This is a genomic window from Thiohalobacter thiocyanaticus (assembly GCF_003932505.1).
GTDB classification, from domain to species: domain Bacteria; phylum Pseudomonadota; class Gammaproteobacteria; order Thiohalobacterales; family Thiohalobacteraceae; genus Thiohalobacter; species Thiohalobacter thiocyanaticus.
This window is the reverse complement of the sequence record NZ_QZMU01000001.1, coordinates 2,770,061-2,795,142: the sequence shown is the minus strand read 5'-3', so window position 1 is coordinate 2,795,142 and position 25,082 is coordinate 2,770,061. Positions and strand designations below refer to the sequence as shown.

The following is a 25,082-nucleotide window of genomic DNA, read 5'->3' as shown; positions in this document are numbered from 1 at the left end:
GTCCCGAGCCGCCACGGCGGCGGCGGGACCGACTTTTTTCATTAACTCGACCGCACGAGGCGGTTGTCCAAAAACCCATCAGGAGGTTTACATGGCACGCGAATATATCGTGTCTTCCGAATCGGTAGGCGAAGGTCACCCGGACAAGGTGGCCGACAACGTATCTGACGCCATTCTCGACGCACTGCTCGCGCAGGACCCGCTGTCCCGCGTGGCCTGCGAGACCATGGTCAACACCGGCATGGCCATCATCGCCGGCGAAATCACCACCAAGGCCGTGGTCGACTACACCGACGTGGTGCGCGAGACCATCCTGGATATCGGCTACAACGACGGCGCCATGGGCTTCGACGGCAAGAACTGCGCCGTGCTGATCTCGCTGGACAAGCAGTCTCCCGACATCGCCCAGGGCGTGGACGAAGGCGCCGGTCTGGACCTGGATCAGGGCGCGGGCGACCAGGGTCTCATGTACGGCTATGCCACCAACGAGACCGACGAGCTGATGCCCATGCCGATCCAGTATGCGCACAAGCTGACCCAGCAGCAGACCAAGGTCCGCAAGGACGGCACGCTGCCGTGGCTGCGTCCGGACGCCAAGTCCCAGGTCTCGGTCCGCTACGAGGGCAATGTGCCCAAGTCGATCGACGCCGTGGTTCTGTCCACCCAGCACGCCGAGGACATCAGCTACGAACAGCTCAAGGAAGCGGTGATGGAGGAGATCATCAAGCCGATCATCCCGTCCAGCATGATCACCGACAAGACCGAGTACTTCATCAACCCCACCGGGCGTTTCGTCATCGGCGGTCCGGTCGGTGACTGCGGCCTGACCGGGCGCAAGATCATCGTCGACACCTACGGCGGCGTGGGCCGTCACGGCGGCGGCGCCTTCTCCGGCAAGGATCCGACAAAGGTCGACCGTTCGGCCGCCTATGCCGCACGCTACGTGGCCAAGAACGTGGTCGCCGCGGGCCTGGCCGACAAGTGCGAGGTCCAGGTCGCCTACGCCATCGGCGTGGCCAAGCCGGTCTCCATCCACGTCGAGACCTTCGGCACCGCCAAGATCGACGAGACCAAGATCGAGGCCCTGATCCGTGCCCACTTCGACCTGCGTCCCAAGGGCATCGTGCAGATGCTGGACCTGCTGCGCCCGATCTACCGCGGCACCGCCTCCAACGGCCACTTCGGCCGCGAGGAGCCGGAGTTCACCTGGGAGAAGACCGACCGCGCCGAGGCCATGGCGGGCGACGCCAACCTCAAGACGGCCTGATCCGTCCCGGGACAACCCGGCAGCAACACCGAAAGGCCCCTTTTCAGGGGCCTTTTTTATTAATCTTTCACCGCTCCGGCTTCACTCGCCACGAACTTCCGCGCGCTGTTGCACCAATCTGCCGTCGCGGTAATCGCGCATGGCCTGATGGATCTCTTCCTGCGTGTTCATGACGAAGGGGCCGTACTGGGCGATGGGCTCGCCGATGGGCCGGCCGGCCACCAGAATGAAACGCGCCCCGTCGCTGCCGGCCTCCAGGGTCAGGGTTTCACCCTTGCCGGGTACCGCCAGGGTGTGGCGAGGCAGATGCGTTCCCGCCTGTTCTGCCGTGCCTTCGAACACATAGACAAAGGCGTTCAACGTCCCGGTCAGTTCATGCTCGAACCGCCGCCCCGCCGCCAGAGTCACATCCAGATATTGCACCTGCGTATGCGGATCCTCCACCGGTCCGCGCAGCCCGGCATATTCGCCACTCAACACCTTCACCTGCATCCCCGCTTCACGGTACACGGGAAAGGCTTCGGCGCTGAATTCCTGGTAGGCCGGCGCACTCAGCTTCTCGCCGGCCGGCAGGTTGATCCAGAGCTGGAAGCCGCGCATCAGGCCCGCGGTCTGCTGCGGCATCTCGGAATGGATCACCCCACCGGCGGCCTTCATCCACTGGGCACCACCAGCCTGCAGATCACCCTGGTTACCCATGCTGTCGCGGTGCAGCATGTGCCCGTCCAGCATGTAGGTGAAGGTGACGAAGCCGCGGTGCGGATGATCGGGAAAGCCGGCGATATAGTCATCCGGATTGTCGCTGCTGAAGTGATCCAGCAGCAGAAAGGGATCGAGATTGCGCAGCGCCGGCGTGCCCAGGGTACGGTGCACGGTCACGCCCGCGCCTTCGGTGATCTCCTGTGCGGGAACGAGTTGTCTGACTTCACGATGGGGCATCTCTGTTCTCCTGGTTCTTCAACTGCAGGTTGGGCTGAGCGCAGCGCTGACCCAACCTGCGCCGTATCAGGCGGCGTTCCGCATGGTCTCGACCGCGGCAGCAATCCCCTGCTCCGCCGCCACCACCGCCTCGTCCTGCTGCTGCATGATGCGGTCAGCGGCGATCACGGTGACGTCCTCGATACCGAGAAAACCCAACACATGACGCAGGTAACCGCTGGCGAAATCGATCTCGCTGCCGACCGGGGTACCGCCGCTGGCGATCAGGATCAGCGCCTGTTTGCCGCGCAGCAGGCCCTGCGGGCCGTTTTCGGTATAGCGGAAGGTCACGCCGGCCCGCGCCACCAGGTCGATCCAGGCCTTGAGAGCGGCCGGGATGGAGAAATTGTAGATCGGTGTGCCGATCACCAGCAGGTCGGCGGCCTGAAGCTCCCGCACCAGCGTATCCGACAGCGCCAGCGTCCGCTGCTGCCCGGCACCGCGCTGCGCCGGCGGGGTGAAGTTGGCCTCGATCCAGTCCGCGCCCAGCAACGGCAGACCGGCGGCGAGGTCACGCGTCTGGACACGCAGACCGGGATGACGCTCGCGCAGGGCCGCCAGTGTCTGCGCGACCAGCCTGCGGCTGATCGAACCGCTCTGACGGGCACTGGCCGTAATGGTCAGAACGTTCAGGGAAGTTGCGGAATCCTGGCTCATGGTTGTCTGCTCCTGTGTCGTGTGCCGGTATCCGGGATCTCCGAACCGGGATGAGACAACCCTAGCTGTTGATTTATCCAGAATAAATACTACTATTGTGAATAAATTATTCCTGAATAAGGAACAATGATATGGACCGCTTCGAGGCTCTGGAAAACTTCGTCCGCGTGGTCGAGGCCGGCAGCATCAGCGGCGCGGCCGAACGCCGGCAGGTGGCCAAATCCGCGGTCAGCCGCCGTCTGACCGAGCTGGAACAGCACCTGGGGGTGCAGCTGTTCCGTCGCACCACCCGGCGCATGGACCTCACCGACACCGGCCGCAGCCTGTACGAACGCGCCGTGCGGCTGCTGGCCGACCTGCAGGAGACGGAACTGGCCGTGTCCAGCGAGCACGGCGCCCTGTCCGGCAGCCTGCGGGTGGCCGCACCGCTGAGCTTCGGCCTGCTGCACCTGACCTCCGCGGTCAACGACTTCATCCGGCTGCACCCGGAGATCCGCTTCGATCTGGATTTCAACGACCGCCAGGTGGACATCCTGCAGGAGAGTTTCGATGTGGCCGTGCGTATCGCCGACCTGCCCGACTCCAGCCTCATCGCCCGTCCCATCGCCCCCATCCGCAATGTGCTGGCGGCCAGTCCGGCCTATCTCCAGGCCCACGGCACGCCGGCCGGGCCGCAGGAACTGGCCCTGCATCGCTGCCTGCTCTACACCAACCTGCCCGATCCCGGCCTGTGGCGCTATCAGGACCCGCAGGGCCGCCCGGGCGAGGTCCGGGTCAGCGCGGCCCTGCAGGCCAACAACGGCGACTTCCTGCACCGGGCCGCCGTCGACGGTCAGGGGATCGTGCTGCAGCCGCTGTTCATCTGCTACCGCGCCATCGAGACCGGCGAGCTGGTCCCCCTGCTGACCGACCATCACTGGCAGGGCGTGCATGCCTATGCCGTCTATCCGCAGACCCGGCACCTGTCACAGCGGGTGCGCGCCTTCGTCGATTTCCTGGTCGAGCGCTTCGCCGGCGAGCCCTACTGGGAGCGCTGCCTGGCGTTGGACTAGGTGGCTTCACGCTGGAAACGCAAAGGACACAGAGGCGCGGAGGCGCAAAGACCACTAAAGCTGTTCGCGAATCCGGCTCCGCTCCACTTATGGCGTCATTCCGGCGCAGGCCGGAATCCAGAAGCCGCGGCGGTCAATGGATTCCGGCCTGCGCCGGAATAACGGGAAACAGTCAATATATCCACAAGCGCCAATCATTCTTTGCATAACCTTGCGCCTCCGCCTCTCTGCGTCCTTTGCGTTCACACCGCGCAACAGCTATAACCCGCGCATAGCCTGCAGTTATACCGAAGCATGGTTTAATGGCAGTCGGTTTTCCGCGACAATGAATCTTTCACTGCAACCAAGGAGTCGCCGTGAGCTGGACCAAATGGCTGCCCCTGCGCTTCATCCTGCGTCGCGCCGCGCGCAGCCAGGGCTTTCTGGATCCCATCGAGCTGATGGCGCGGCTGCGCAGCTTCGCCCAACCCTCCGAGGTGAGCGAGCCGGTGGAACTGCTGCGCGCAGGCGTGGTGTTTCATGCCCGCGGCCTGATCAACAGCAAGGTCATCCAGCACAACCTGGACTGGGTCTGGCCCTACTGGATCGAGCGTCAGTACGATCCGCATGACGAGGCCTTCATCCCGCGCGCCTTTTCCCTTTCGCACATCAACCTGACGCACCGCAACTGGACCGCCATCGGCTATCCCGACGGCGAGGCACTACCGCTGGTCGACCCGCGCGGCCTGCTCACGCCCGACTACGACGGCCCCTCGCTGGATGCCTGGGTGTTGCTGCCGGCCGACGGCCGCGCCCTGCTGCCCTCGCGCGCCGCGGCCTGCGAGCAATCCCAGAGCATGGATCCCGATCTGGCCATCCATACCCGCACCCATCAGGACGGGCTGAGCCTGCACAGCACCGCCCGGGTGGTACTGGACAGTGAGGGCAAACCCGTCTGCGAACTGGATCTGGAAGCCGCCAGCGGCGTACCCGCCTGGCTGGTGGTCTCGCTGCGGCCCTACAACCCGGAAGGCATCAGCTTCGTACACGAACTGAAGCTGTCCGAGGACCGCCGCCACTGGACCGTCGATGGCGGCCGCCGGATCGAGTTCAGCGCCCCGGCCGAGCGTCATCACGTTTCCGACTACCGCGCAGGGGATGTCTATATCCATCTGCGCGACCAGGAGGATCAGCCCGACGGGCGCTGCGATCTGGGCATGCTCACCGCCGCCGCCCTGTTCCCGATCGGCCAGGCCGAACCGACCCGGCTGCAGGTACGTATTCCGCTGGAGCAGACACGCCCCCTGGCACCCCGGGCCTGGCCGGAAATCCGCAGTCAGGCCTGCAGGCTGGAGTGCCCCGAGCCACGCTACCAGTTCCTCTATGACGCCGCCGTCACCTCGCTGATCCTGCACTCGCCCGATGATGTCTACCCCGGCCCCTATACCTACAAACGCTTCTGGTTCCGCGATGCGGCCTTCATCATCCACGCCCTGCTGTGCCTGGGCCTGGATGCGCGCGCCGAACGCGCCCTGGAACGTTTTCCGCCGCGCCAGACCGCGCGCGGCTATTTCCGCTCCCAGGAAGGCGAGTGGGACGCCAACGGCGAGGTACTGTGGATCCTCCAGCGCTACGAGCAGCTGACCGGCAAGCGCCTGGGCGCACACTGGCACAATCCCATCGCCCGCGGCGCGCGCTGGATCACCCGCAAGCGTCTGCCGGCCACGCCCGCCTCGCCTCACGCCGGGCTGCTGCCGGCCGGTTTCAGCGCCGAGCACCTGGGCCCGAACGACTATTATTACTGGGACGACTTCTGGGGCGTGGCCGGGCTGAATGCCGCCGGTGAACTGCTGGCCGAGGCCGATCCCGAAGCGGCCCGCCCAAGCACTGAAGGCGCACGGGATTTCAGCGCCGCCATCGACCGCAGCCTGGCCGGCTGCGCCGAGCGTCTGGGCCGGCCGGCCATGCCCGCCTCGCCCTACCGGCGGCTGGATGCCGGGGCCATCGGCTCGCTGGCGGTCGGCTACCCGCTGCAGCAGTGTGCACCGGATGATCCGCGGCTGCTGGACTCGGTCGAGTTCCTGCTGGCCAATTGTTTTGTGAACGGCGCCTTCTTCCAGGACATGATCCACTCCGGGCTCAACGCCTATCTCACCCTGCACGTGGCCCAGATCCTGCTGCGTGCCGGCGATCCGCGCTACCTGGAGCTGATGGATACCGTGGCGGAACTGGCCAGTCCCACCGGCCAGTGGCCCGAGGCCATCCACCCGCGCACCGGCGGCGGCTGCATGGGCGACGGCCATCATGTCTGGGCCGCCGCCGAATGGGTGCTGATGCTGCGCAACGCCTTCGTGCGCGAGGAGGGCGAGACGCTGATCCTGGCCGGCGGCGTACCCGGGCGCTGGCTGGAACAGGACCGGCCGATCCGCTTCGGCCCGGCGCCCACGCGCTTCGGCCGGGTCTCGGTGCAGATCACGCCGCAGGGTCAGGCACAGGTGCAGCTCGAGTGGCAGGCCGAGTGGCACACAGAGCCGCCACCGATCGAGGTGCGGCTGCCGGGCTTCGAGCCGGTACAGGTCCAGGGCGATCAGCACAGCCTGACCCTGGTCAGACAGGAACAGGATGCATGAACATCGTCATCTTCACCAACACCTTCACCCCGCACGTCGGCGGCGTGGCCCGCTCGGTGCAGGCCTTCACCCGCCACTATCGCAACCGCGGCCACCGGGTGCTCACCGTCGCGCCCGAGTTCAAGCACATGCCCGAGGACGAGACCGACGTCATCCGGATACCGGCGATCCAGAACTTCAATGCCAGCGACTTCTCCGTCGCCCTGCCCGTCCCCGCCGGGCTGACCGAAGCGCTGGAGGACTTCGACCCCGACATCATCCATTCCCAGCACCCCTTCCTGCTGGGCATGACCGCGGTGCGCATGGCGCGCTACCTGCAGCGGCCGCTGGTGTTCACCCACCACACCCTGTACGAGCAGTACACTCACTATGTGCCCGGCGACTCGCCCCTGTTCAAACGCTTCATCATCGAGCTGGCGACCCATTACGCCAACCTGGCCGATCAGGTGTTCGCGCCCAGCGAGAGCATCCGCGACCTGTTGCTGGAGCGCGGTGTGACGGTGCCGGTGCGGGTGGTACCCACCGGGGTGGAGGTGGAAAATTTCTCTAACGGGGATTGCACCGCCTTTCGCAGACAGCGCGGCATTCCCGATGACGCCTTCGTGGTCGGCCACCTGGGCCGGCTGGCACCGGAAAAGAACCTTGAATTCCTGGCCGAGGCCGTGGCCGGCTTCGTCCGCGAGCATGCGCAGGCGCATTTCATCGTGGTCGGGACCGGTCCGTCCGAGCCCGCCATCCGCGAGGCCTTCGCCCGCGCCGGCTGTGCCGACCGGCTGCAGATCCTCGGCACCCTGGAAAAACAGGAGCTGGCCGATGCGCTCAACGGCATGGATGTGTTCGCCTTCGCCTCCCACAGCGAGACCCAGGGCATGGTGCTGACCGAGGCCATGGCCGCCGGTCTGCCGGTGGTGGCCCTGGATGCCACCGGTGCGCGCGAGGTGGTCCGGGACCAGGTCAACGGCCGACTGCTGCAACAGGAGGATACCGTCGCCTTCGCCGCCGCGCTGGAATGGATCCACGACCGCCCGGCACAGGAACACGAACGCCTGGTCAACGCCGCCCGCGCCACCGCCGAGGAATTCTCCATGGCCCGCTCGGCCGACAACGCGCTGGAATGTTTCGAGGCCCTGAGTCGGCAGGCGCCCGAGCACAGTCGCGAGGAGGAATCCGCGTGGGAGCAGGTCCGCGCCCGCATCAAGGCCGAGTGGGACATCCTCAGGAGCCTGACCCGGGCGGGTGACGGCGCGCTCAGCGATTACTGGTCCGACGACAAACATCCCGAATGAGCCCGCCCGCATTTGCCCCGCTGCGCGCCTACGCGTGCTTCGTCGGCAGCCATTGGCGCCTGCTCGGTTTCGGCCTGCTCTGCGCTACCCTGTCCGGCTTCGGCCAGACCTTCTATGTCGGCCTGTTCAATGCCCCGCTGCGAGCCGACTTCGGGCTCGGCCACGGCGGCCTGGGGCTGGTCTACGGCGCGGCGACACTCGCCAGCGCCGGCCTGCTGGCGTGGCTGGGGCGGCTGTACGACCGGCTCGACCTGCGGCTGTATCTGACCGGCGCAGCCATTATCCTGGCCGCCGGCTGTCTGCTGCTGGCCGGGGCCGGAAGCCTGCCCGGCCTGGTGCTTGCCCTGTTCGCCCTGCGCCTGGGCGGCCAGGGCCTGATGGGCCACATCGCCATGACCACCATGGCCCAGCGCTTTCACGGCGGGCGCGGCAAGGCGGTCAGCCTGGCGGCCATGGGCTTTCCCCTGGCCGAGGCCGTGTTTCCCGCCACCGCCGTGGCCGCATTGACACTGCTGGACTGGCGCGGGCTGTGGCTGATCAGTGCCGCGCTGGTGCTGGTCCTGTTCCTGCCCCTGCTGCTGTGGCTGCTGCGCGGCGCCGTCGGCGGCGAGGCACCGGCGGCGGGCGGACAGGAGCATGCCCCCGACCGTACCCTGCACGAGACCCTGCGCGACTGGCGTTTCCTGCTGCTCATGCCGGCTGCGGTCGCCCCACCCTTCGTGGTCACGGTGGCCTTCTTTCACCAGGTCCCGCTGGCCGCGGCCAAGGGCTGGTCCACCGAGTTGCTGGCCACCGGCCTGGCCCTGTTCGCCGCCGGCCATGTGACCGGCCTGCTCGGCGCCGGCCCGCTGGTCGACCGCTTCACCGCCGCCCGGCTGTTCGCCGCCGCCCTGCTGCCGCTGGCAGCGGCCATGGGCGTGCTGGCGGGCTTTGCCGCGAACTGGGCGGCCCTGGTGTGGCCGGCGCTGCTGGGACTCGGGCTGGGGCTGGCCTCGACCACGCTCACCCCGCTGCTGGCCGAACGCTGTGGCGTCATGCACCTGGGCGCCATCCGGGCCCTGGTCCAGGCGCTGATGATCCTGTCCACGGCCATCGGTCCGCCGCTGGTGGGCGGGCTGCTGGATCTGGGCATCGGCACCACCGCCCTGGCCACGGGCATCGGCCTGGGTGTCCTCGTCGCCGTCCTGCTGGCCCGGCTGGCGCTGGGCCGGCAACCCATCGCCGCCTGATCGTCGGTCGGGTCAGCGCAGCGTAACCCGACCTGCACAGGCGTGCGGCCCGGACCCCGGTCAGGATTTCACGCAACCAGGGGCTATACTCGGACTGACACCCTGATACAGCCAACAGAAGGAAAACCGGCATGTTGTATGCTTTCATCCCCCGCCACCTGCGTCGCGCCGTGACCTTGATGTGCCTGCTTCCGGCCACGCTTCTGCTCAGTGCCTGCGGTTCCGGTCTGTCGGGCAAGTATGGCGATGAAATGGGCATCATGGAGTATGAATTCGACTCCGATGGCACCGTCTACATGAATGCCATGGGCACCCGGGCCGCCGGCGAATACGAGATCGACGACACCAACGTGATCGTCCGGGGCCCGCACGGCAACATGGTGTTCGAACTGAAGGACGAGCAGCTGGTCGGCCCCATGGGCCTGATTCTGAGCCGCCGGGACTGAACCTCCGGCAACCGCCGGCGCGGCTCAATCCGCCGTGCGCACGAAGCGGCGGTGGAAACGCTCGGTCACCTCCCACAGTTCGTCGGTAAGATATCCGCGCACCTGCGCGCGCAGCGTCGCCGGCAGCGGGCCATGGAAGGCCTCGGCGATACCGCCGGCGATACAGGCCTGGGTGTCGCTGTCACCGCCCAGCGAGACAGCGTTGCGTACCGCCGACTCCCAATCGCCGGACTCCAGAAAGCAGATGATTGCCTCCGGTACCGAGCCCTGGCAGAAGACGTCGAAGCGGTAGCCGGGACGGATCGCGGTCAGGCTGCGCCGCAGATCGTAGCCGAAAGTCTGCTCCAGCTCGTCGCGGAGCATCGCCTTACTCACGCCCTGCCGTGCCAGGAAAATGGCCAGCGCCACCGCCTGCGCGCCCTTGATGCCTTCCGGATGATCGTGGGTGCAGCGGGCCGAGCGTTCGGCCTCGGCCAGCACCGCCTCGCGGCTGTCGAAGGCGAAACCCACCGGGCTGACGCGCATGGCCGAGCCGTTGCCGAAGCTGTGATAGGGATGCGGGTCGGGCGCCATCAACCAGTGATGGAAGTTGCCGCCGTAGCCGGCGTCGGGATAGTGCCGGCCATAATGGCGCATCGCCTCCTCGTACAGCCGGTTGTCGAGGATGGCCGCGGCGACGGCCACGCTCATCACGCTGTCGTCGGTGAAGCGGCTGGCCGGTCCGAACAGGGGAAAGTCCGTGGTCTTGATGGGCGCAGCCTCGTAGACCGAGCCGATGATATCGCCCGCGATGGCGCCGATCATTGCCGCCTCCCTCAGCCGCTACGAGCACAGAACCCCGGACAGGATAGCCGATGACGAGAGCGGCTGTCAGGACGGCCTGCCGGGCCTCAATCGGCCGCGGCCCAACGCCCCTGAGAGGTGCGCCGGTAGATCCCGCCGCCGGGATCGATCCGGAACAGATGCAGCCAGCCGTTATCGACCAAGTCGGTAACACTGGCATGGTCGCGCAGCACCTGATCCATCGCCGCCTGCGGCGCCTCGATGAAGACACTCAGGCGCAGCGGCTCATGGACCCAGTCGCGCCCGTCATGCAGTGACTGCCAGGCCAGCCCGATGCGCAGATCGCCGCCATTGCCTTCCAGCACCCCGATGCGCCCGCCCACCACATTGTGCAGCACCTTGTTGCCTGCCCCCAGGTGCTCAGGATCAACCACGGAGCCGTAATACTGCAGGTTGATCCAGTTCGCGACCACCATGGGCGCGGTCATGATGAGTTTCAGCACCTCAAAGCCTTCATCCTGCCTCCAGTCGTATTCATGCAGGAAGGTCCGTCCCTCCAGGGACAGATGCGCGGTACGCGAACGCGGAGCGGCCACAAAGGCGGCGTTGCCGGCCAGGCCCCATTCTGGGCGCACCTGCGACCAGTCGCGGCTGCGCTGTTCGACGGCCTGCCGCCGTTGTGCATCGCCGGCCGGCTGCTGCGGGCTCAGCCGGGTCAGACGCTCGGCCCGGGTCAGCGCACCGGCGCGGTCCAGTGCCCGCTCCAGCCGCGCCAGGTCCTCGGCCAGTCCCGCCGGCACCAGGGCCTTATCCAACAGTGTCACCGCATCCGTGGTGGTGTCATGCAGGGCGGGGGAGGAACCAGGTATCCCCGGGGATCCGGGTACCCTGCGCGGCCAGTGCCGCGCGTACCCGGGCATCATTGAGCAGGCCGGCGGCCATGCGCACACTGGCCGCGCCGGTCTGGCCGGCGCAGGCGCCGCAATCCAGTCCGGCCCGCTGGGGATTGTTGACCGTGCTGCTGCCGTGTCCGGCCAGCAGGACCAGCCGCGGGAAAGGCGCCTTCAGCCCCATGGCCCTGAGGATGAAGGCGGCCGTCTCCGGACGTGCCTCGACTGGAATGCCGCCTGCCCCGTCGCAGTGCGCGTCCGGATCGGGACCGAGCCGTGCCGCCTGGGCCGGCGACAGGCCGGCCGTCTCGGGATGCGCCACGGGGGCACTCAGCCCCAGGCTGTCGCCGATCAGCCTGGGCACATACACCAGCAGACCGGCGGTCTCGACGAAGGAGAAACAGGAACCGGCGGAGAGCTTGAACTGCTTCCAGGCCTTGGCAAGCCCCAGCTTCAACCGCCGCTGCAGCCGCAGCGCGGCGGTGGCCGGCCCATCGCCGTCGCCGGCCGTCTCGCAGACCTCGTAGCTTGCCGGCAGAAGCACCGGCAGATGCGAGCGAGCGCGCTGCGCGCCCAGGGGCCGGAAGCGGGCCATGACGCCGAAGAAGCCGGCAAAGCCCTGGGTCCGGATGGCCGGATCGGCCGTCTCCAGCGCCCGGCGGAACACCTCGGACCGCACATCGATGCAGAAGGCGGCCAAGGCCAGCGGACGGGACGGTTCCGGCGCCGCCGCGGCCACCGGGGCCCGGCGCAGGCCGGCGACCAGGCGGCGCTGATACTCGATCTCCAATGCCCGCTGCCAGAGCAGATCGATTTCCAGCGCCCGCGCCTGTGCCTCGCCCAGGCGCTCCGGCCAGCAGCACAGCGACTGGCGCCACAGCTCGACCCGTTCGGGCCGGTCGTCATTGGCGAGCAGGATCAGTTCCCAGGTCAGGCGGATAGCCAGCAGGCCGACAATATCGTCATCCGCTCCGCCCGCCAGTTCCGCCTCCCAGCGGCGGGCGCGCAGATAGCTGGCCCAGCCGCCGATACTGGCCAGCGTCAGGGTAAGAAAATCCTCGTGTCTGTCCGCCGGCACCCCGAGCTGCTCCAGCGCTACCGGAATGGCCGCGCGCGCCTCCTCGGGCAGTGCCGCCAGTGGCGTCTCTATATCCGAGATCTCCATCCAGCGCGGGCTGCGATCGATACGCAGATAGGCACGCCAGGCGGCATACAGGGTGTCAGCGAATCGCGGCATGCGCCACAGGGCCTGGCCCTGATCGTACCAGGCCGCGCAGAACTGGCTGACCTGCTGGATCACATACCGCGACTGGGCCGGACGGTAACGCTCATCCAGCAGGCCGGAATACAGCAGGGGGGCGCAGGCCGGCGGTTCAGGCTCCCGCAGGGCGGCGACAAGTTCGACGGGCGTCAGTCCGGACCTGCCCTGCTCCAGCGCGCACTGCAGATCCGCCTCGGTAATGCGTCCGGCCTCGAACTGGCGACGGTACCAGGCCCGCGGCGCGGTCATGCGCCGCCCGAGGATACGCAGCTGATATTCCGCCGCCTGCTCGAAGGGCTGCTCGACGTAGCCCAGGTACGGATTGGTGGCGACCATCGCATCCAGCGGCCAGAAGGGCGGGATGCGGGCGCACGCCGCATCGATGACGGCATTCGGATCAGCCATCGCGGGCATGTCCGCGGCAGCTGAAATTCCCGGGTTCAGGTTGGTCATGAGGTGCCCCCTGCCAGCGTTTCGGCTCCATCCCTTTTCAATATCCGGCCGCGCCGGCGCCGCGCTGGCGTGAACCGCGGAAGCGTGCCGGCCAGATACGGTACACCAGGCGTTCGACCGGCAGGTCGATGTAGAGTCCGTTGTAGATATGCACATACAGCCGCCGCAGCCAGGCGGCGTCGCAGCGCGGTATGAGCACCGACTGCATCAGGGACAGTCCGAGAAACACGACCGCCACCAGGCCGATCAGTGCATACTCGAAGACAGAGGCGGAAGCAGGAATGGGGCTCAGCACCGCGCTGTAGACAAACGCGAACAGGGTGTGCAGACCGAAATACAGTGTCGCCACCAACGCCGACAGGCCACCCAGGCGCAGCAGCAGAGAAGGCCCGATGGCGAGTGTCTGGCCGGATATCAGCAACTGCGCCAGAGCCACGCTGAGAATGGTCCCCAGCGCGATCAACGCCGGCTCGGTCGCCAGCGTGATGCCCCACAGGGAGGCAATGCCGAAGCTTATCAGGGCACTGACCGCCAGGGCCATAAGCCATTGCGCCGGGGTGACACTCTGGCGTGCCGCCGGCGCCGGAGCTCGCAGCTGATCGACAATGCTGCCGGAGGACAGGAAGGCATGCGCCTTGTACAGGGAATGCGCCAGCAGATGCAGCAACGCCAGCACGAACAGGCCCAGGCCCAGTCACCACAGCATAAAACCCAGCTGTCCGGCTGTGGACCAGGCCAGGGAACTCTTGATCGCCGTCTGGGTGAGCATCACCAGCGCGGCCAGGGTAACCGTCATCAGCCCCACCACCAGAACCAGTACCAGTGCCGCACCCTCGGCCAGCAGTAATTCGTGCGTACGCAGTATCAGCAGCGGACCGCTGTAGACGATACCTGCGTGCAGCAGCGCCGAGACCGGCGTGGGGGCTTCCATCACCTGAAGCAGCCAGCCGTGGAAGGGAAACTGCCCGGTCTTGAGTACGGCATAGCCTGCGATGAGCCAGGCGGCCAGATGCAGCTGCCAGTTGATCGCCGCTTCCCCGGTGCCAACCGCGGCCGCAATGCCTTCGAAGGAAAGGGTACCGACACCGAAACCGATCAGCAGTGTCGCCGCCAGCAAACAGGCATCGGCACCGCGGCTGAACAGCAGCTTCTTGTGGGCGACCATCTGCGCCGGCAGACGCTGGCGGAAGTAGGTCAGCAGCCGGTTCAGCCCGGTCCCGGTGAGGATGATGGCCAGCGCAAAGCTGAGCAGATCGCCGGCGACAACCACCAGCATGAAGGCACCGGCCGTGAACGCCAGCCAGCGGAAAAAGCTGCCCTGACGCGCATCGCCCAGCAGGTAATTGGTACTGAAGCGCGCCACCAGCGCCACCAGCAGCGAGACCAATGCCAGCACGGTCAGACTCAGACTGTCCGCCGTGACCGAGAAGGCGCTGGCCAGTGCGCCGGCCTGGGATTCAGTGAACAGGCCATAGGTTACTGCGGCCGGCGACTGCCGGGCCAGCAGAACCAGGACCAGGCACACAACGCCGATGCCCGCCAGCGCCGCGACTTGCACCAGACGGCCCATGACAACCGGCCGGGCATTGGCGACACGGTCGGGTATCAGCCAGACAAGCCCCAGCAACAGCGGGGAAAGCAGAAGCGGTATCCCCGGAGAAAGAAAGGTATCCCATGCCATTTCGCCTCCCGGGCCGTCGGCCCTGGCGGTTGCATTACAGTGCCATGGCTGAAGCTAATCAGACTCCGGCGGGGAAATATAATTGTATTTGGCAATACATGGCACGGGATAAGACTGATGGATGAATGCCAACCTGAATCAAGCTGATTCTATTACCCGGCAACCCGCTATATCGTGTTCAACCGCCGACTGGGTACCGTTCAGCTCCGGCGGGCAAACCAGATGACATGCCTTGCCCCCCTGCTCCCGTGGGCGCGCACCCGCACCTCCTCGACCTCGAAGCCCGTCTTGTGCAGGCGCTGGGCAAAGTCCGGGGCCGGGCCGGCCGACCAGACCGCCAGGATCCCCCCGGGGCGCAGCGCCGCCCAGGCCGCGTTCAGGCCGTCCATGCCGTAGAGCCAGTCGTTTTCCCGGCGGGTGAGACCCTCGGGGCCGTTGTCCACATCCAGCAGGATGGCATCCCAGTCCGGCTGCCCGCGCCGCAGCAGGCGGACGACATCGCCCTCGTGCACGTCCACCCGCGGGTCGGCCAGCGGATGCCCGGCCAGTGCACCGAGCGGCTCCCGGTTCCAGGTGACCACGGCCGGGATCAGTTCAGCCACCGTCACCCGGGCCGGCCCGCCCAGGCAGCGCAAGGCGGCGGCCAGGGTGAAGCCCATGCCCAGGCCACCGATGAGCAGCCGCGGCTGCGGCGCGTGGCCGAGGCGGGCACAGGTCTGCTCGGCCAGCGCGGTCTCGGAGCCGTGGACCCGGCTGTTCATCAGCTCACCCCGGCCCATGAGCTTGATGGAGAATTCCTCACCACGCTGATAGAGGCGCAGTTCCCCGCCCCCGCCGGGCACGGCGGCGTTGTCGAGCAGCACCCAGGGGGTCATGCGCGGCCCCGCCTCACGCCCTCATCCCCGCTCAGGTGCCGGTCCGGCCCATCGACCCGGGTCCCTGACTGCGCAGGTAGTCGTCATAGCTGCCGTTGAAGTTGACCACCCCGTCCGGGGTCAGCTCAATGATGCGGCTCGCCAGCGAGGCGACGAACTCGCGGTCGTGACTGACGAAGATCAGGGTGCCCGGATAGTTGTCCAGGGCGGTGTTGAGCGACTCGATGGATTCCATGTCCAGATGATTGGTCGGCTCGTCCATGACCAGGATGTTCGGCCGCTGCAGCATGAGCCGGCCGAACAGCATGCGTCCCTGCTCGCCACCGGAGAGCACCCTGACCGACTTGCCGGTCTCGTCGGAGGAAAACAGCAGGCGCCCGAGGGTACCGCGGATCACCTGCTCATCGTCGCCGGGCCGGCCCCACTGACCCATCCACTCGAACAGCGACATGTCGGCGGCAAAATCGGCGGCGTGATCCTGGGCGAAATAGCCGACACTGGCGTTCTCCGACCACTTGACGCTGCCGGCGTCGGGCGGGATCTCACCCACCAGGGTGCGCAGCAGCGTGCTCTTGCCGATGCCGTTGGGTCCGATGACGGCAATGCGCTCGCCGACCTCGACCCGCAGGTCCAGCCCTTCGAACAGCGGGGTCTGATCATAGCCCCTGGCCAGCCCCTCGACCTCCAGCGCCAGGCGATAGAGCTTCTTGTCCTGTTCGAAGCGGATGAAGGGATTCACCCGGCTGGACGGCTTGATCTCGTCGAGCTTGATCTTCTCGATCTGGCGGGCGCGCGAGGTCGCCTGCCGGGCCTTGGAGGCGTTGGCCGAGAAGCGGCTGACGAAGGCCTGCAGATCGGCGATCTGCGCCTTCTTCTTCGCATTGTCGGCGTACAGGCGCTCGCGCGCCTGGGTGGCGGCGGTCATGTACTCATCGTAGTTGCCGGGATAGATGCGCAGCTCGCCGTAGTCCAGGTCGGCCATGTGGGTGCACACACTGTTCAGGAAGTGGCGGTCGTGCGAGATGATCACCATGGTGCAGTTGCGCGCGTTGAGCACGTCCTCCAGCCAGCGGATGGTGTTGATGTCCAGGTTGTTGGTGGGCTCGTCGAGCAGCATGATGTCCGGGTCGGCGAACAGCGCCTGCGCCAGCAGCACGCGCAGCTTCCAGCCCGGGGCGACCGCGCTCATCGGGCCGGTGTGCTGCGCCAGCGGTATCTCCAGACCCTGCAGCAGCTCGCCGGCGCGCGCCTCGGCGGTATAGCCGTCCAGCTCGGCGAAGCGCACCTCCAGATCGGCCACCCGCATGCCGTCCGCTTCGGTCATCTCCGCCAGGGCATAGATGCGTTCACGCTCCTGCCTGACCTGCCAGAGTTCGGCGTGGCCCATGATGACGGTATCCAGCACCGTGTATTCCTCGAAGGCGAACTGGTCCTGGCGCAGCTTGCCGAGGCTGGCATCGGCATCGACGCTGACATTGCCGGCGGTCGGCTCCAGGTCGCCGCCCAGGATCTTCATCAGGGTGGACTTGCCGCAGCCGTTGGCCCCGATCAGGCCGTAGCGGTTACCGTTGCCGAACTTGACCGAAATGTTCTCGAACAGGGGCTGGGGACCGAACTGCATGGTGATATTGGCGGTAGTGATCAAAGGATTTCTTCCACAATCAGTGTGTTGACAAAAAGACGGCCGGGGCCTGCTGGCCGGAGACCGGGGATTCAGGCAGGAACCGAAAACGGGAAACGTTGGGGCGCAGGCGTCGGGTCGTGCAAGCTTGGTATTTTCGCATATTTGCCGCCGGGCGGCGACCGCCGTTGTCCGGGCTGATCCCGGCGGGACTGAACCTCCGGCAGCCGCCGGCGCGCCTCAATCCGCCGTGCGCAGGAAGCGGCGGTGGAAACGCTCGGCCACCTCCCACAGCTCGTCGGTGAGATATCCGCGCACCTGCGCGCGCAGCGCCGCCGGCAGCGGGCCATGGAAGGCCTCGGCGATACCGCCGGCGATACAGGCCTGGGTGTCGCTGTCGCCCCCCAGTGAAACGGCATTGCGCACGGCGGATTCCCAGTCCGTGGATTCGAGGAAACAGATAACCGCTTCCGGCACCGAGCCCTGGCAGGAGACGTCGAAGCGGTAGCCGGGGCCGGTCCGAACAGGGGAAAGTCCGTGGTCTTGATGGGCGCGGCCTCGTAGACCGAGCCGATGATGTCGCCGGCAATGGCACCAATCATGTTAGGCGTCCCCTCCTATCAGCACACCCCACCCTGCCTTCGACTGCACATATCCCTGTCATGTGTGCGACGGCGGCTTCCTTGCCCTGGATCATGGTTTCCTGTGCCGATTGATACTAGATTGCCTGAAATATCAGATATCAACCCCGATCCGAAAGGAGCAGCAAATGATCGTTTTCCAGTCCGTCGCCGGCACCCGGCGCAAACCGCTCGTCGCCGCTGTCGTCCTCGCCGCCCTGCTCGGCACCGGCAGCGTCGCCGCCTATGACTGGAAACCCCTGCCCGGGGAGCCGCCGTCACCGGCACACAATCCGACCACCCCGGCCAAGGTCGAGCTGGGCCGCAAGCTGTTCTTCGATCCCCGCTATTCGGCCACCGGCACCGTCTCCTGCAACACCTGCCACAATGTCATGGAGGGCGGCGACGACGGCCGCCCCACCTCCATGGGCGTGCACGGCAAGACCGGGCCGCGCAACTCACCGACGGTGTGGAACTCGGCGTTCGCCTCCGTCCAGTTCTGGGACGGTCGTGCGAAGAACCTGGAAGAGCAGGCCAAGGGCCCGGTGCTCGCCGACGTGGAGATGGGCGTGAAGGAACTGGACATCGCACTCGGTATCGTCGCCTCCATCCCGGGCTACCGGGAACTGTTCAAGCAGGCCTTCCCCGAGGACGAGAATCCGGTGACCGTCGACAACGCCGCCCGCGCCGTGGCCGCCTTTGAGCGCACCCTGATCACGCCGAACAGCCCCTACGACCGCCACGTCAAGGGCGAGGAAGACGCCATGAGCGAGCAGCAGATTCGCGGCATGCGCACCTTCAACGAGGTCGGCTGCACTTCCTGCCACGGCGGCCCGGCCTTCAACGGCCCCCAGCCGGAGCTGCCCGAGGGCAGCGGTTTCTACCAGAAATTTCCGCTCTTCACCGACAATGATTATGTCGAGAAGTATCAACTGGCGGATGACACCGGCCGGCACCAGGCCACCGGCAGAGACGCGGACAAACACATGTACAAGGTGCCCACCCTGCGCAACATCACCCTCACCGCACCCTATTTCCACAACGGCACGGTCAACAGCCTGCGCGAGGCGGTGGTGATCATGGGCGAGACCCAGCTCAACAAGCAGCTGAGCGAACAGCAGATTGACGGCATCCTCGCCTTCCTCGAGGCCCTGACCGGCGAGTTCCCGGCCATGGAACTGCCGCGCCTGCCTTCGCGCAGCGGCGAGTCGGTCATTCGCGACAACGTCCCACCGGTCACGGGCGGCGCGCACTGAGCCGCCCTTACCCCCGGGCGATGTGCGCCCCTACTCCAAGCGCCGGTAGCGCCAGTACGGGTCGTAGAAGGGATCCCAGTAGTAGGGCGCGGGATAGGGCACATACTGGACCTCCCGGCGTCTGGGCCAGAGGTGGACCTGGTCGGCGCGCAGTCGCGGCAGCTGGAATTCGGCTTCACCGATGCGCTGGGCGACAGAACCGTCGATGCGCCCGGTGAAGGTGGCATGCCGACCGTTGCTGTAGATGGCCGGATCAAAGAAGCCCTCGATACAGGCCTGGAAGCGGCCGCTGGAATTGTCGCTCTCGAACGGCTCGCCGCGCTGGTCCAGGGGTAGACCCACCATGTCGAAGCAGGTCATCCCGTCCTGTGGCACGGCCTGAACCACAGCGCCGCCCCAGCGCACCCGTTCGCCGTCGAACTCCCCGGCGCGGGCCTCGGCGGGCGTGATGTCGCGGTAGGGGCCACCGGCCGCCAGCTCCGGCGGCATGCCCACACAGCCGCCAAGCAACCAGGCGGCACCCAGCACCAGGGGAAGAATAAAACGCTGCATGGCGGACTCCCTCAGCCGGACCGGCAGAATCGCCGGCGTGATACCGCAAGTGTAAGGCATCCCCACGGGCTGGCAACACGCCGCGGACTCGCCTCGAGGCACCCGGACTGGTATTCTTCCGCCCCACCCTTGATACAGATCCCGTCACCCTTCCCCGAGTATGCAGACAGATGTGGTCATCATCGGCGCCAGCGCCGCCGGGCTGATGTGTGCCGCCGAAGCGGGCAAACGCGGCCGCCGGGTCCTGGTGCTGGATCACGCCAGCAAACCCGGCAAGAAGATCCTCATGTCCGGCGGCGGGCGCTGCAACTTCACCAACCTGGATGTGAGCGCCGACAACTATATCTCCCATAATCCGCATTTCTGCAAATCGGCGCTCAGTCGTTACACCCAGTGGGATTTCATCGCCCGTGTCGATGCCCACCGCATCCTCTGGCACGAGCGCGATCACGGGCAGCTGTTCTGCAACGACAGTGCCAGGGACATCCTGGATATGCTGCTGAGCGAGTGCCGCCAGGCCGGCGTCGATATCCGGCTGAACTGCACCATCACCCGCATCGACAGGCAGGAAGACGGTTTCGCCATCGACAGCTCACGCGGCCGCATCACCGCCCAGGCCTGCGTCATCGCCACCGGCGGCCTGTCCATCCCGCGGATGTGCGCCAGCCCCTTCGGCTACCAGGTGGCCGAACAGTTCGGCCACCGCATCGTTCCGACCCGCGCCGGCCTGGTGCCCTTCACCCTGCAGCCGCGCGACAAGGCACGGTTTGCCGAACTCGCCGGCATCGCCGTGGACAGCCGGGTCAGCAACGACCGTATCGCCTTCCGGGAAAACATCCTGTTCACTCACCGCGGTCTGAGCGGGCCGGCGATCCTGCAGATCTCCTCCTACTGGCAGCCGGGCGAGGCCGTCACAATCAACCTGCTGCCCGACCAGGATGTGGCGCAGTGGCTGAAGCAACGCCAGGCAGACCAGCCCAACAGCCGCCTGAAGACCGTGCTCGGCGAGCGGCTCCCGAAGCGCCTGATCCCCGCCCTGCTCGGAGCGGAACTGGCCGACCAGCCGCTGCAGTCCCTCTCGCATCGCCGCTTCGAGGCCATCGCCGAATCCCTGCAGCACTGGCAGCTCAGACCCAACGGCACCGAGGGCTATCGCACGGCCGAGGTCACCCTGGGCGGGGTGGACTGTGATGAACTGTCATCGAAAACGTTGGAATCGAAACGGGTGCCGGGGCTGTACTTCATCGGCGAGGTGGTGGACGTCACCGGTTGGCTGGGCGGCTACAACTTCCAGTGGGCCTGGTCCTCGGGCTGGGCAGCAGGACAGGTCATCTGATGTCAGCGAAAGACTGACAATCCATCGCAAGGGTGACAGGGCGGTTACCAGTCCCATCCACATCAAGCGGGAATCTCCACCCTGTACCATCACGCCCCCTTGCAATCCTGGCGCAACACTCAGCGCATGCGCCCTGGCGTCGATCTCAGTTTCATCATCCATGACAGAGGCCAATCTTGAATATTAATGAAAGACAGCAGCCTGCCGATAGATACCACACGGTACATTATCAAAGCCGCGGAAGCCGCTGAGTGCAACCGGGATCAGGCAGCCTCCTTCGAACAACCCGGCGCGTTTCATACTGGAACGGTCACACGACTACGCTTCCGAACTCACGTCCAACTCGCGTAGGATAACCAGGACAAATAACCGGGTATTTCCTGCAGAAAACCTGGCAGATTTATCGGATAGGCGTAAAATTTTGACTCATATATTGCGCGCTAGCGGAGACAGGAAATGAGCACTGTAAGCAGCATTGCCAGTTCTGGGGGGAAAGCTCGCGGTTATAGAAAACCGCGACTGGTCCACCGCCTGCATGACAGCAGCTCACAGACCGGTGAGAGATCACAACACGTCCTCATCCTGGACGACCAGTCCATCGGCAGACGGATTCTCGAAGGTATCGTTCACACCCTCGACGACAAGATCGAGATCACCAGCTTCTCCGATCCGAACGAAGCGCTGCAGCAGATTCATAATGTCGCGCCCGATCTGATCCTCACTGATTACCGTATGCCGCAGATGAACGGCATTGAGTTCATCAGGCGGGTCAGGAACATCAGCAGCTGCTGTAATGTCCCGATTGTCATGATTACGGTAGTCGGCGACCGCAGCATCCGTTACGAAGCCCTCAACGCCGGCGCGACGGATTTCCTGACCCGGCCACTGGATCAACATGAATGCCGCAGCCGCTGTCGCAATCTGCTGACCATCAGCAGACAGCAGACCGTTATCCAGGACCGGGCGGACTGGCTGCAGACACAGGTTGAACTTGCCACCCGTCGGGTACTCGAACGGGAACGTGAAACCCTGCTGCGACTGGCCAAGGCAGGCGAATACCGGGACGAAGATACCGGCAACCACATTTTGCGCATCGCCAGGTATAGCCGCGCCATCGCCGAGCATCTCGGCCTGTCCAAGGCGGACTGCGAAGAAATCGAGTACGCCTCGCCGATGCATGACATCGGCAAGATCGGAATCCCCGATCACATCCTCCTCAAATCGGGGAAACTCACCCCGAAGGAGTGGGAATGGATGAAACAGCATACAGTGATCGGCCACGGCATACTGGCAGACAGCGATTCCCGCTTCATCCAGGCAGGCGCGGTCATCGCGCTCAATCATCATGAAAAATTTGACGGAACCGGCTATCCTCATGGTCTGAGCGGCGAGGATATTCCGCTGGCAGCCCGGATCGTTGCTGTTGCTGACGTATACGACGCGCTTCGATCGACCCGCCCATACAAACTGGCATGGAAGCGGCAGAAAGCGGTCGATTTCATAAACGAGCAGTCCGGGAAGCATTTCGATCCGGTCTGTGTCGAGGCTTTCAACAACCAGCTGGAGCTTATCGACGAGATCGAAATGCAGCTGAACGACCCCACGGATTAATGACCCTGAACAAGCGGATGTCTGAATGCAGAAGAATCAATACACAATAAAAACTGCATGGGACAGAGCCAGGAAAACGCTTGCGGCCAGGGAAGACAGCGAACACGAACAGGCCCTCATCCGCCTCGCCATCGGCGGCATCATCTTCCTCTACTTCATCTCGCCGATGCCATTGCTCTGGGACGAGCATGAATCGGACCTTCTCTTCCCCAGACTGATCAGCAGCAGCTTCCTCCTGGTATCGCTGAGCATCATTGCCGCCATCCTGATAAGTCCGGCGAAATCAACCGTCAGACGCCTGCTGGGCATGGTCGTCGATCTCGCCACCCTCTCCCTGGTCATGGCCCTGACGGGAGGCTACGGAACACCGCTGTTCGCCATCTATCTGTGGGTGATCGTCGGCAACGGCTTCCGTTACGGCGAGCGCTATGTAGACATATCGATGGCACTGAGCCTTGTCGGCTTCTCCACGGTTCTGCTGTTGAGCGACTATTGGCAGCAGCATCTGGATATCGGCGTCAGCCTGCTGTTGCTGCTCATCATGCTGCCACTCTACATCAAGGTACTGCTGCGCAAACTCTATGAGGCGATCCAGAAGGCCAACCAGGCCAACCAGGCGAAATCGCGCTTCCTTGCCAATATGAGCCACGAACTCCGCACCCCGCTCAACGGTGTAATCGGCATGAGCGAATTGCTGCAGGAAACGCGACTGGATGACGAACAGCGCGACCTGATCAAGACGGTCCACCTCTCAGCAAGGACACTGCTCGGTCTGATCAACAATGTACTCGACCTCTCCAGGATCGAGGCAGGGAAGACCAGCATAGAGAAAAAACGCTTCGACCTGCACTCGCTGGTAAACAGCACGGTGCGACTGCTCGAAGTACAGGGCAAACGCAAGGAACTGCTTGTCTCCGGCCATATCGACCCACAGATTCCATTCATGCTCGAGGGTGATGAACTTCACCTCAGGCAGGTTTTGATAAACCTGCTCGGCAACGCCATCAAATTCACCGATCACGGCTCCGTCACCCTCCGCGTCCTGCCTGCAGGCGGAACCAGCTTCAAACCCCGCATACGCTTCGAGGTCGAAGATACCGGTATCGGCATTGCGAAGGACAAACTCGAGCATATCTTCGAGAATTTCAGTCAGGCCGACCACTCCGTTACACGACAGTATGGCGGCTCGGGGCTGGGGACAACGATCGCCAAGCAGTTGGTGGAGCTCATGGGAGGCACAATCGGAATCCGGAGCACCCCGGGAGAGGGCTCCACCTTCTGGTTCGAAGTACCGATGACACTCCTGCGCGATGAGACAGACAGCGACACCGGCAAGCTGGAATCAATGCGTATCCTGCTACTCGCCAGCGAGAAACTGGCTGCGGCAATCCGCCCTGCCCTGCGCGGCTGGGGGGTCGATTTCGATTGGACAACCACCCCTGCGCATGCACTTTCGTTGATGCTGGAGGCAGGCGAGAACGAGCTACCCTACGACGTGGCGCTCCTCGACCAGACCGCACTCAGTATGGAACCGGACCTGTTCGCCAGAGTCATTCACAGTGACGATTCCATTATGGGGATCGCGCTGATCCTCCTTTCCGACAGAGAACCTGATCGCGACAGCATGCACAGGCTCGAATGCGACTACTCCTCAGTTCTGTCGCAGCCGCTGGAGAAACCCCTTTTGTTCAACGCAATCCATGCAGCACGCAGTGAAGCACATCTGGATGACAACGTCGTCACACTATCCGAATACTATCGCCAGAACAGCAGCGCCTCTGAACTCAATATCCTCGTTGCCGAAGACAACGACATCAACCAGAAGGTTATCAACGGCATCCTCAAGCGTGCGGGACACCATGTCCATATCGTGGACGATGGCGAGAAGGCGCTGGATGCCCTAACCGACGGTCGAAGGCACTACGATCTTGCAATTCTCGACATGAACATGCCCCATAGCAGCGGCATCGAAGTGCTGAAGGCATTCCGATTCTTCGACACTTCGGGCTCGATACCGGTGATCATGGTCACTGCCGACGCCACGCTGGAGACAATGAACAACTGTCTCGATGCCGGCGCAAACGCCTATATCACCAAGCCGATCGACGCACACAGCCTTCTGGAGACAATTGCCGGGCTAATCGGGAGTCGTGAGGCAACCGCAGGATGCACGGTTAACACTGAGCGAGCAGGCAACGCCAGCAGCCTGGCAAAAAATATCGTTCTCGACCAGGAAGCACTGAACCGTCTTGCCAACCTCGGTTCCGGCATCGATTTCGTCGCCGAACTTATCGACGGCTTCTGCCACGACAGCCGCGCATTGCTACGCCGGGCGGAGCAGGCGATCGAGGAACAGGACTACCTCGATTTTCGTGAGGCAGTACATGCACTCAAGGGCAGTGCAGTCGAACTGGGTGCCATAGAGTTTGTTCATCTCTGCGAAAAGACCGAAAAGCTAAAGCCCTATGAAATGCCGAGCACGGCCCCTGAAAATAACATGAGGCAATTACGTCTTGCGCATGAAAACCTGCTTGAGGCCATGCAGGGATACCTGACACAACAACGCGAAATGCGTTGAAGCCACTCCATTCAACAGAATGGAGTGGCTTCAAGCCTGCC

20 protein-coding genes and 1 pseudogene are annotated in these 25,082 nt (G+C 64.9%); 10 read left to right on the top strand and 11 right to left on the bottom strand.

Going from position 1 to position 25,082, the window contains the following annotated elements; all coding sequences use genetic code 11:
* Positions 1-91 precede the first annotated feature (91 nt).
* The gene (gene metK, locus D6C00_RS13065; protein ID WP_125182106.1) at positions 92-1,267 is read left to right on the top strand and encodes a methionine adenosyltransferase; all 1,176 of its coding nucleotides are present in this window, start codon (positions 92-94) and stop codon (positions 1,265-1,267) included.
* A gap of 81 nt (positions 1,268-1,348) precedes the next feature.
* Here metK and D6C00_RS13060 read toward each other — a convergent pair whose 3' ends face one another.
* Positions 1,349-2,206: a pirin family protein gene (locus D6C00_RS13060; protein WP_125182105.1), complete on the bottom strand. Its 858-nt coding sequence runs from the start codon at positions 2,204-2,206 to the stop codon at positions 1,349-1,351.
* A gap of 66 nt (positions 2,207-2,272) precedes the next feature.
* A complete protein-coding gene (locus D6C00_RS13055) occupies positions 2,273-2,902 on the bottom strand; it encodes an FMN-dependent NADH-azoreductase (protein WP_125182104.1) in 630 nt (209 codons plus the stop codon).
* Positions 2,903-3,033: 131 nt separating this feature from the next.
* Between D6C00_RS13055 and D6C00_RS13050 the strand changes: the two genes are divergently transcribed.
* The 5 genes from D6C00_RS13050 (at position 3,034) to D6C00_RS13030 (ending at position 9,524) form a co-directional block, all read left to right on the top strand.
* Positions 3,034-3,954: a LysR family transcriptional regulator gene (locus tag D6C00_RS13050; RefSeq protein WP_125182103.1), complete on the top strand. Its 921-nt coding sequence runs from the start codon at positions 3,034-3,036 to the stop codon at positions 3,952-3,954.
* A 356-nt stretch (positions 3,955-4,310) separates the two neighbouring features.
* Positions 4,311-6,563, top strand: a complete 2,253-nt coding sequence (locus D6C00_RS13045) for a hypothetical protein (RefSeq protein WP_125182102.1) — start codon at positions 4,311-4,313, stop codon at positions 6,561-6,563.
* On the top strand, positions 6,560-7,849 hold the full coding sequence (locus D6C00_RS13040) for a glycosyltransferase (RefSeq protein ID WP_125182101.1): 1,290 nt from the start codon (positions 6,560-6,562) through the stop codon (positions 7,847-7,849). The genes D6C00_RS13045 and D6C00_RS13040 overlap by 4 nt, the downstream gene beginning before the upstream one ends.
* The gene (locus D6C00_RS13035; protein ID WP_125182100.1) at positions 7,846-9,078 is read left to right on the top strand and encodes an MFS transporter; all 1,233 of its coding nucleotides are present in this window, start codon (positions 7,846-7,848) and stop codon (positions 9,076-9,078) included. The genes D6C00_RS13040 and D6C00_RS13035 overlap by 4 nt, the downstream gene beginning before the upstream one ends.
* A 131-nt stretch (positions 9,079-9,209) precedes the next feature.
* Positions 9,210-9,524, top strand: a complete 315-nt coding sequence (locus D6C00_RS13030; RefSeq protein WP_125182099.1) for a hypothetical protein — start codon at positions 9,210-9,212, stop codon at positions 9,522-9,524.
* Positions 9,525-9,548: 24 nt separating this feature from the next.
* Here D6C00_RS13030 and D6C00_RS13025 read toward each other — a convergent pair whose 3' ends face one another.
* From D6C00_RS13025 to D6C00_RS12995, 8 genes and pseudogenes are all read right to left on the bottom strand, one after another.
* Entirely contained in the window at positions 9,549-10,328 is a 780-nt protein-coding gene (locus D6C00_RS13025) for an ADP-ribosylglycohydrolase family protein (protein WP_125182098.1), read from the bottom strand.
* An 86-nt stretch (positions 10,329-10,414) separates the two neighbouring features.
* Positions 10,415-11,122 (bottom strand): putative inorganic carbon transporter subunit DabA, encoded by a 708-nt coding sequence (locus D6C00_RS16400; protein ID WP_206609570.1) that lies wholly within the window; start codon positions 11,120-11,122, stop codon positions 10,415-10,417.
* Positions 11,123-11,147: 25 nt separating this feature from the next.
* Positions 11,148-12,863: a putative inorganic carbon transporter subunit DabA gene (locus D6C00_RS13020; protein ID WP_206609569.1), complete on the bottom strand. Its 1,716-nt coding sequence runs from the start codon at positions 12,861-12,863 to the stop codon at positions 11,148-11,150.
* An 85-nt stretch (positions 12,864-12,948) separates the two neighbouring features.
* Positions 12,949-13,587 carry a hypothetical protein gene (locus tag D6C00_RS13015; RefSeq protein ID WP_125182097.1) on the bottom strand — a complete coding sequence of 213 codons (639 nt, stop codon included), beginning with the start codon at positions 13,585-13,587 and terminating at the stop codon, positions 12,949-12,951.
* A gap of 18 nt (positions 13,588-13,605) precedes the next feature.
* On the bottom strand, positions 13,606-14,592 hold the full coding sequence (locus tag D6C00_RS13010) for a proton-conducting transporter transmembrane domain-containing protein (RefSeq protein ID WP_125182096.1): 987 nt from the start codon (positions 14,590-14,592) through the stop codon (positions 13,606-13,608).
* 200 nt (positions 14,593-14,792) lie between these two features.
* Positions 14,793-15,467 carry a spermidine synthase gene (locus D6C00_RS13005; RefSeq protein ID WP_125182095.1) on the bottom strand — a complete coding sequence of 225 codons (675 nt, stop codon included), beginning with the start codon at positions 15,465-15,467 and terminating at the stop codon, positions 14,793-14,795.
* Positions 15,468-15,498: 31 nt separating this feature from the next.
* The gene (locus tag D6C00_RS13000; protein WP_125182094.1) at positions 15,499-17,112 is read right to left on the bottom strand and encodes an ABC-F family ATPase; all 1,614 of its coding nucleotides are present in this window, start codon (positions 17,110-17,112) and stop codon (positions 15,499-15,501) included.
* A 216-nt stretch (positions 17,113-17,328) separates the two neighbouring features.
* A pseudogene (locus D6C00_RS12995) lies at positions 17,329-17,601 on the bottom strand (ADP-ribosylglycohydrolase family protein); the annotation flags it as partial.
* Positions 17,602-17,857: 256 nt separating this feature from the next.
* Here D6C00_RS12995 and D6C00_RS12990 point away from each other — a divergent pair.
* Positions 17,858-18,964, top strand: coding sequence for a cytochrome-c peroxidase (locus D6C00_RS12990; protein ID WP_125182092.1), 1,107 nt, complete (start codon positions 17,858-17,860; stop codon positions 18,962-18,964).
* Between the two features lie 30 nt (positions 18,965-18,994).
* Here D6C00_RS12990 and D6C00_RS12985 read toward each other — a convergent pair whose 3' ends face one another.
* Complete coding sequence (locus D6C00_RS12985; RefSeq protein ID WP_158675421.1) at positions 18,995-19,516, bottom strand: Slp family lipoprotein; 522 nt, start codon at positions 19,514-19,516, stop codon at positions 18,995-18,997.
* Between the two features lie 160 nt (positions 19,517-19,676).
* Between D6C00_RS12985 and D6C00_RS12980 the strand changes: the two genes are divergently transcribed.
* From D6C00_RS12980 to D6C00_RS12970, 3 genes are all read left to right on the top strand, one after another.
* A complete protein-coding gene (locus D6C00_RS12980; protein ID WP_125182090.1) occupies positions 19,677-20,852 on the top strand; it encodes a BaiN/RdsA family NAD(P)/FAD-dependent oxidoreductase in 1,176 nt (391 codons plus the stop codon).
* Positions 20,853-21,308: 456 nt separating this feature from the next.
* Positions 21,309-22,463: an HD domain-containing phosphohydrolase gene (locus D6C00_RS12975; RefSeq protein WP_125182089.1), complete on the top strand. Its 1,155-nt coding sequence runs from the start codon at positions 21,309-21,311 to the stop codon at positions 22,461-22,463.
* Between the two features lie 25 nt (positions 22,464-22,488).
* A complete protein-coding gene (locus D6C00_RS12970; protein WP_125182088.1) occupies positions 22,489-25,041 on the top strand; it encodes a hybrid sensor histidine kinase/response regulator in 2,553 nt (850 codons plus the stop codon).
* Positions 25,042-25,082: the final 41 nt, after the last annotated feature.

Excerpts from the sequence above, each read along its gene's own strand:
- D6C00_RS12975 (WP_125182089.1), top strand. The coding sequence starts at position 21,309 with ATGAGCACTGTAAGCAGCATTGCCAGTTCTGGGGGGAAAGCTCGCGGT.
- D6C00_RS13060 (WP_125182105.1), bottom strand. The coding sequence starts at position 2,206 with ATGCCCCATCGTGAAGTCAGACAACTCGTTCCCGCACAGGAGATCACC.
- D6C00_RS13050 (WP_125182103.1), top strand. The coding sequence starts at position 3,034 with ATGGACCGCTTCGAGGCTCTGGAAAACTTCGTCCGCGTGGTCGAGGCC.
- D6C00_RS13040 (WP_125182101.1), top strand. The coding sequence starts at position 6,560 with ATGAACATCGTCATCTTCACCAACACCTTCACCCCGCACGTCGGCGGC.
- D6C00_RS13010 (WP_125182096.1), bottom strand. The coding sequence starts at position 14,592 with ATGGCATGGGATACCTTTCTTTCTCCGGGGATACCGCTTCTGCTTTCC.
- D6C00_RS13035 (WP_125182100.1), top strand. The coding sequence starts at position 7,846 with ATGAGCCCGCCCGCATTTGCCCCGCTGCGCGCCTACGCGTGCTTCGTC.
- D6C00_RS12985 (WP_158675421.1), bottom strand. The coding sequence starts at position 19,516 with ATGCAGCGTTTTATTCTTCCCCTGGTGCTGGGTGCCGCCTGGTTGCTT.
- D6C00_RS13055 (WP_125182104.1), bottom strand. The coding sequence starts at position 2,902 with ATGAGCCAGGATTCCGCAACTTCCCTGAACGTTCTGACCATTACGGCC.
- D6C00_RS13025 (WP_125182098.1), bottom strand. The coding sequence starts at position 10,328 with ATGATCGGCGCCATCGCGGGCGATATCATCGGCTCGGTCTACGAGGCT.
- D6C00_RS12980 (WP_125182090.1), top strand. The coding sequence starts at position 19,677 with ATGCAGACAGATGTGGTCATCATCGGCGCCAGCGCCGCCGGGCTGATG.
- D6C00_RS13030 (WP_125182099.1), top strand. The coding sequence starts at position 9,210 with ATGTTGTATGCTTTCATCCCCCGCCACCTGCGTCGCGCCGTGACCTTG.
- D6C00_RS12970 (WP_125182088.1), top strand. The coding sequence starts at position 22,489 with ATGCAGAAGAATCAATACACAATAAAAACTGCATGGGACAGAGCCAGG.
- D6C00_RS13005 (WP_125182095.1), bottom strand. The coding sequence starts at position 15,467 with ATGACCCCCTGGGTGCTGCTCGACAACGCCGCCGTGCCCGGCGGGGGC.
- D6C00_RS12990 (WP_125182092.1), top strand. The coding sequence starts at position 17,858 with ATGATCGTTTTCCAGTCCGTCGCCGGCACCCGGCGCAAACCGCTCGTC.
- metK (WP_125182106.1), top strand. The coding sequence starts at position 92 with ATGGCACGCGAATATATCGTGTCTTCCGAATCGGTAGGCGAAGGTCAC.
- D6C00_RS13020 (WP_206609569.1), bottom strand. The coding sequence starts at position 12,863 with ATGGCTGATCCGAATGCCGTCATCGATGCGGCGTGCGCCCGCATCCCG.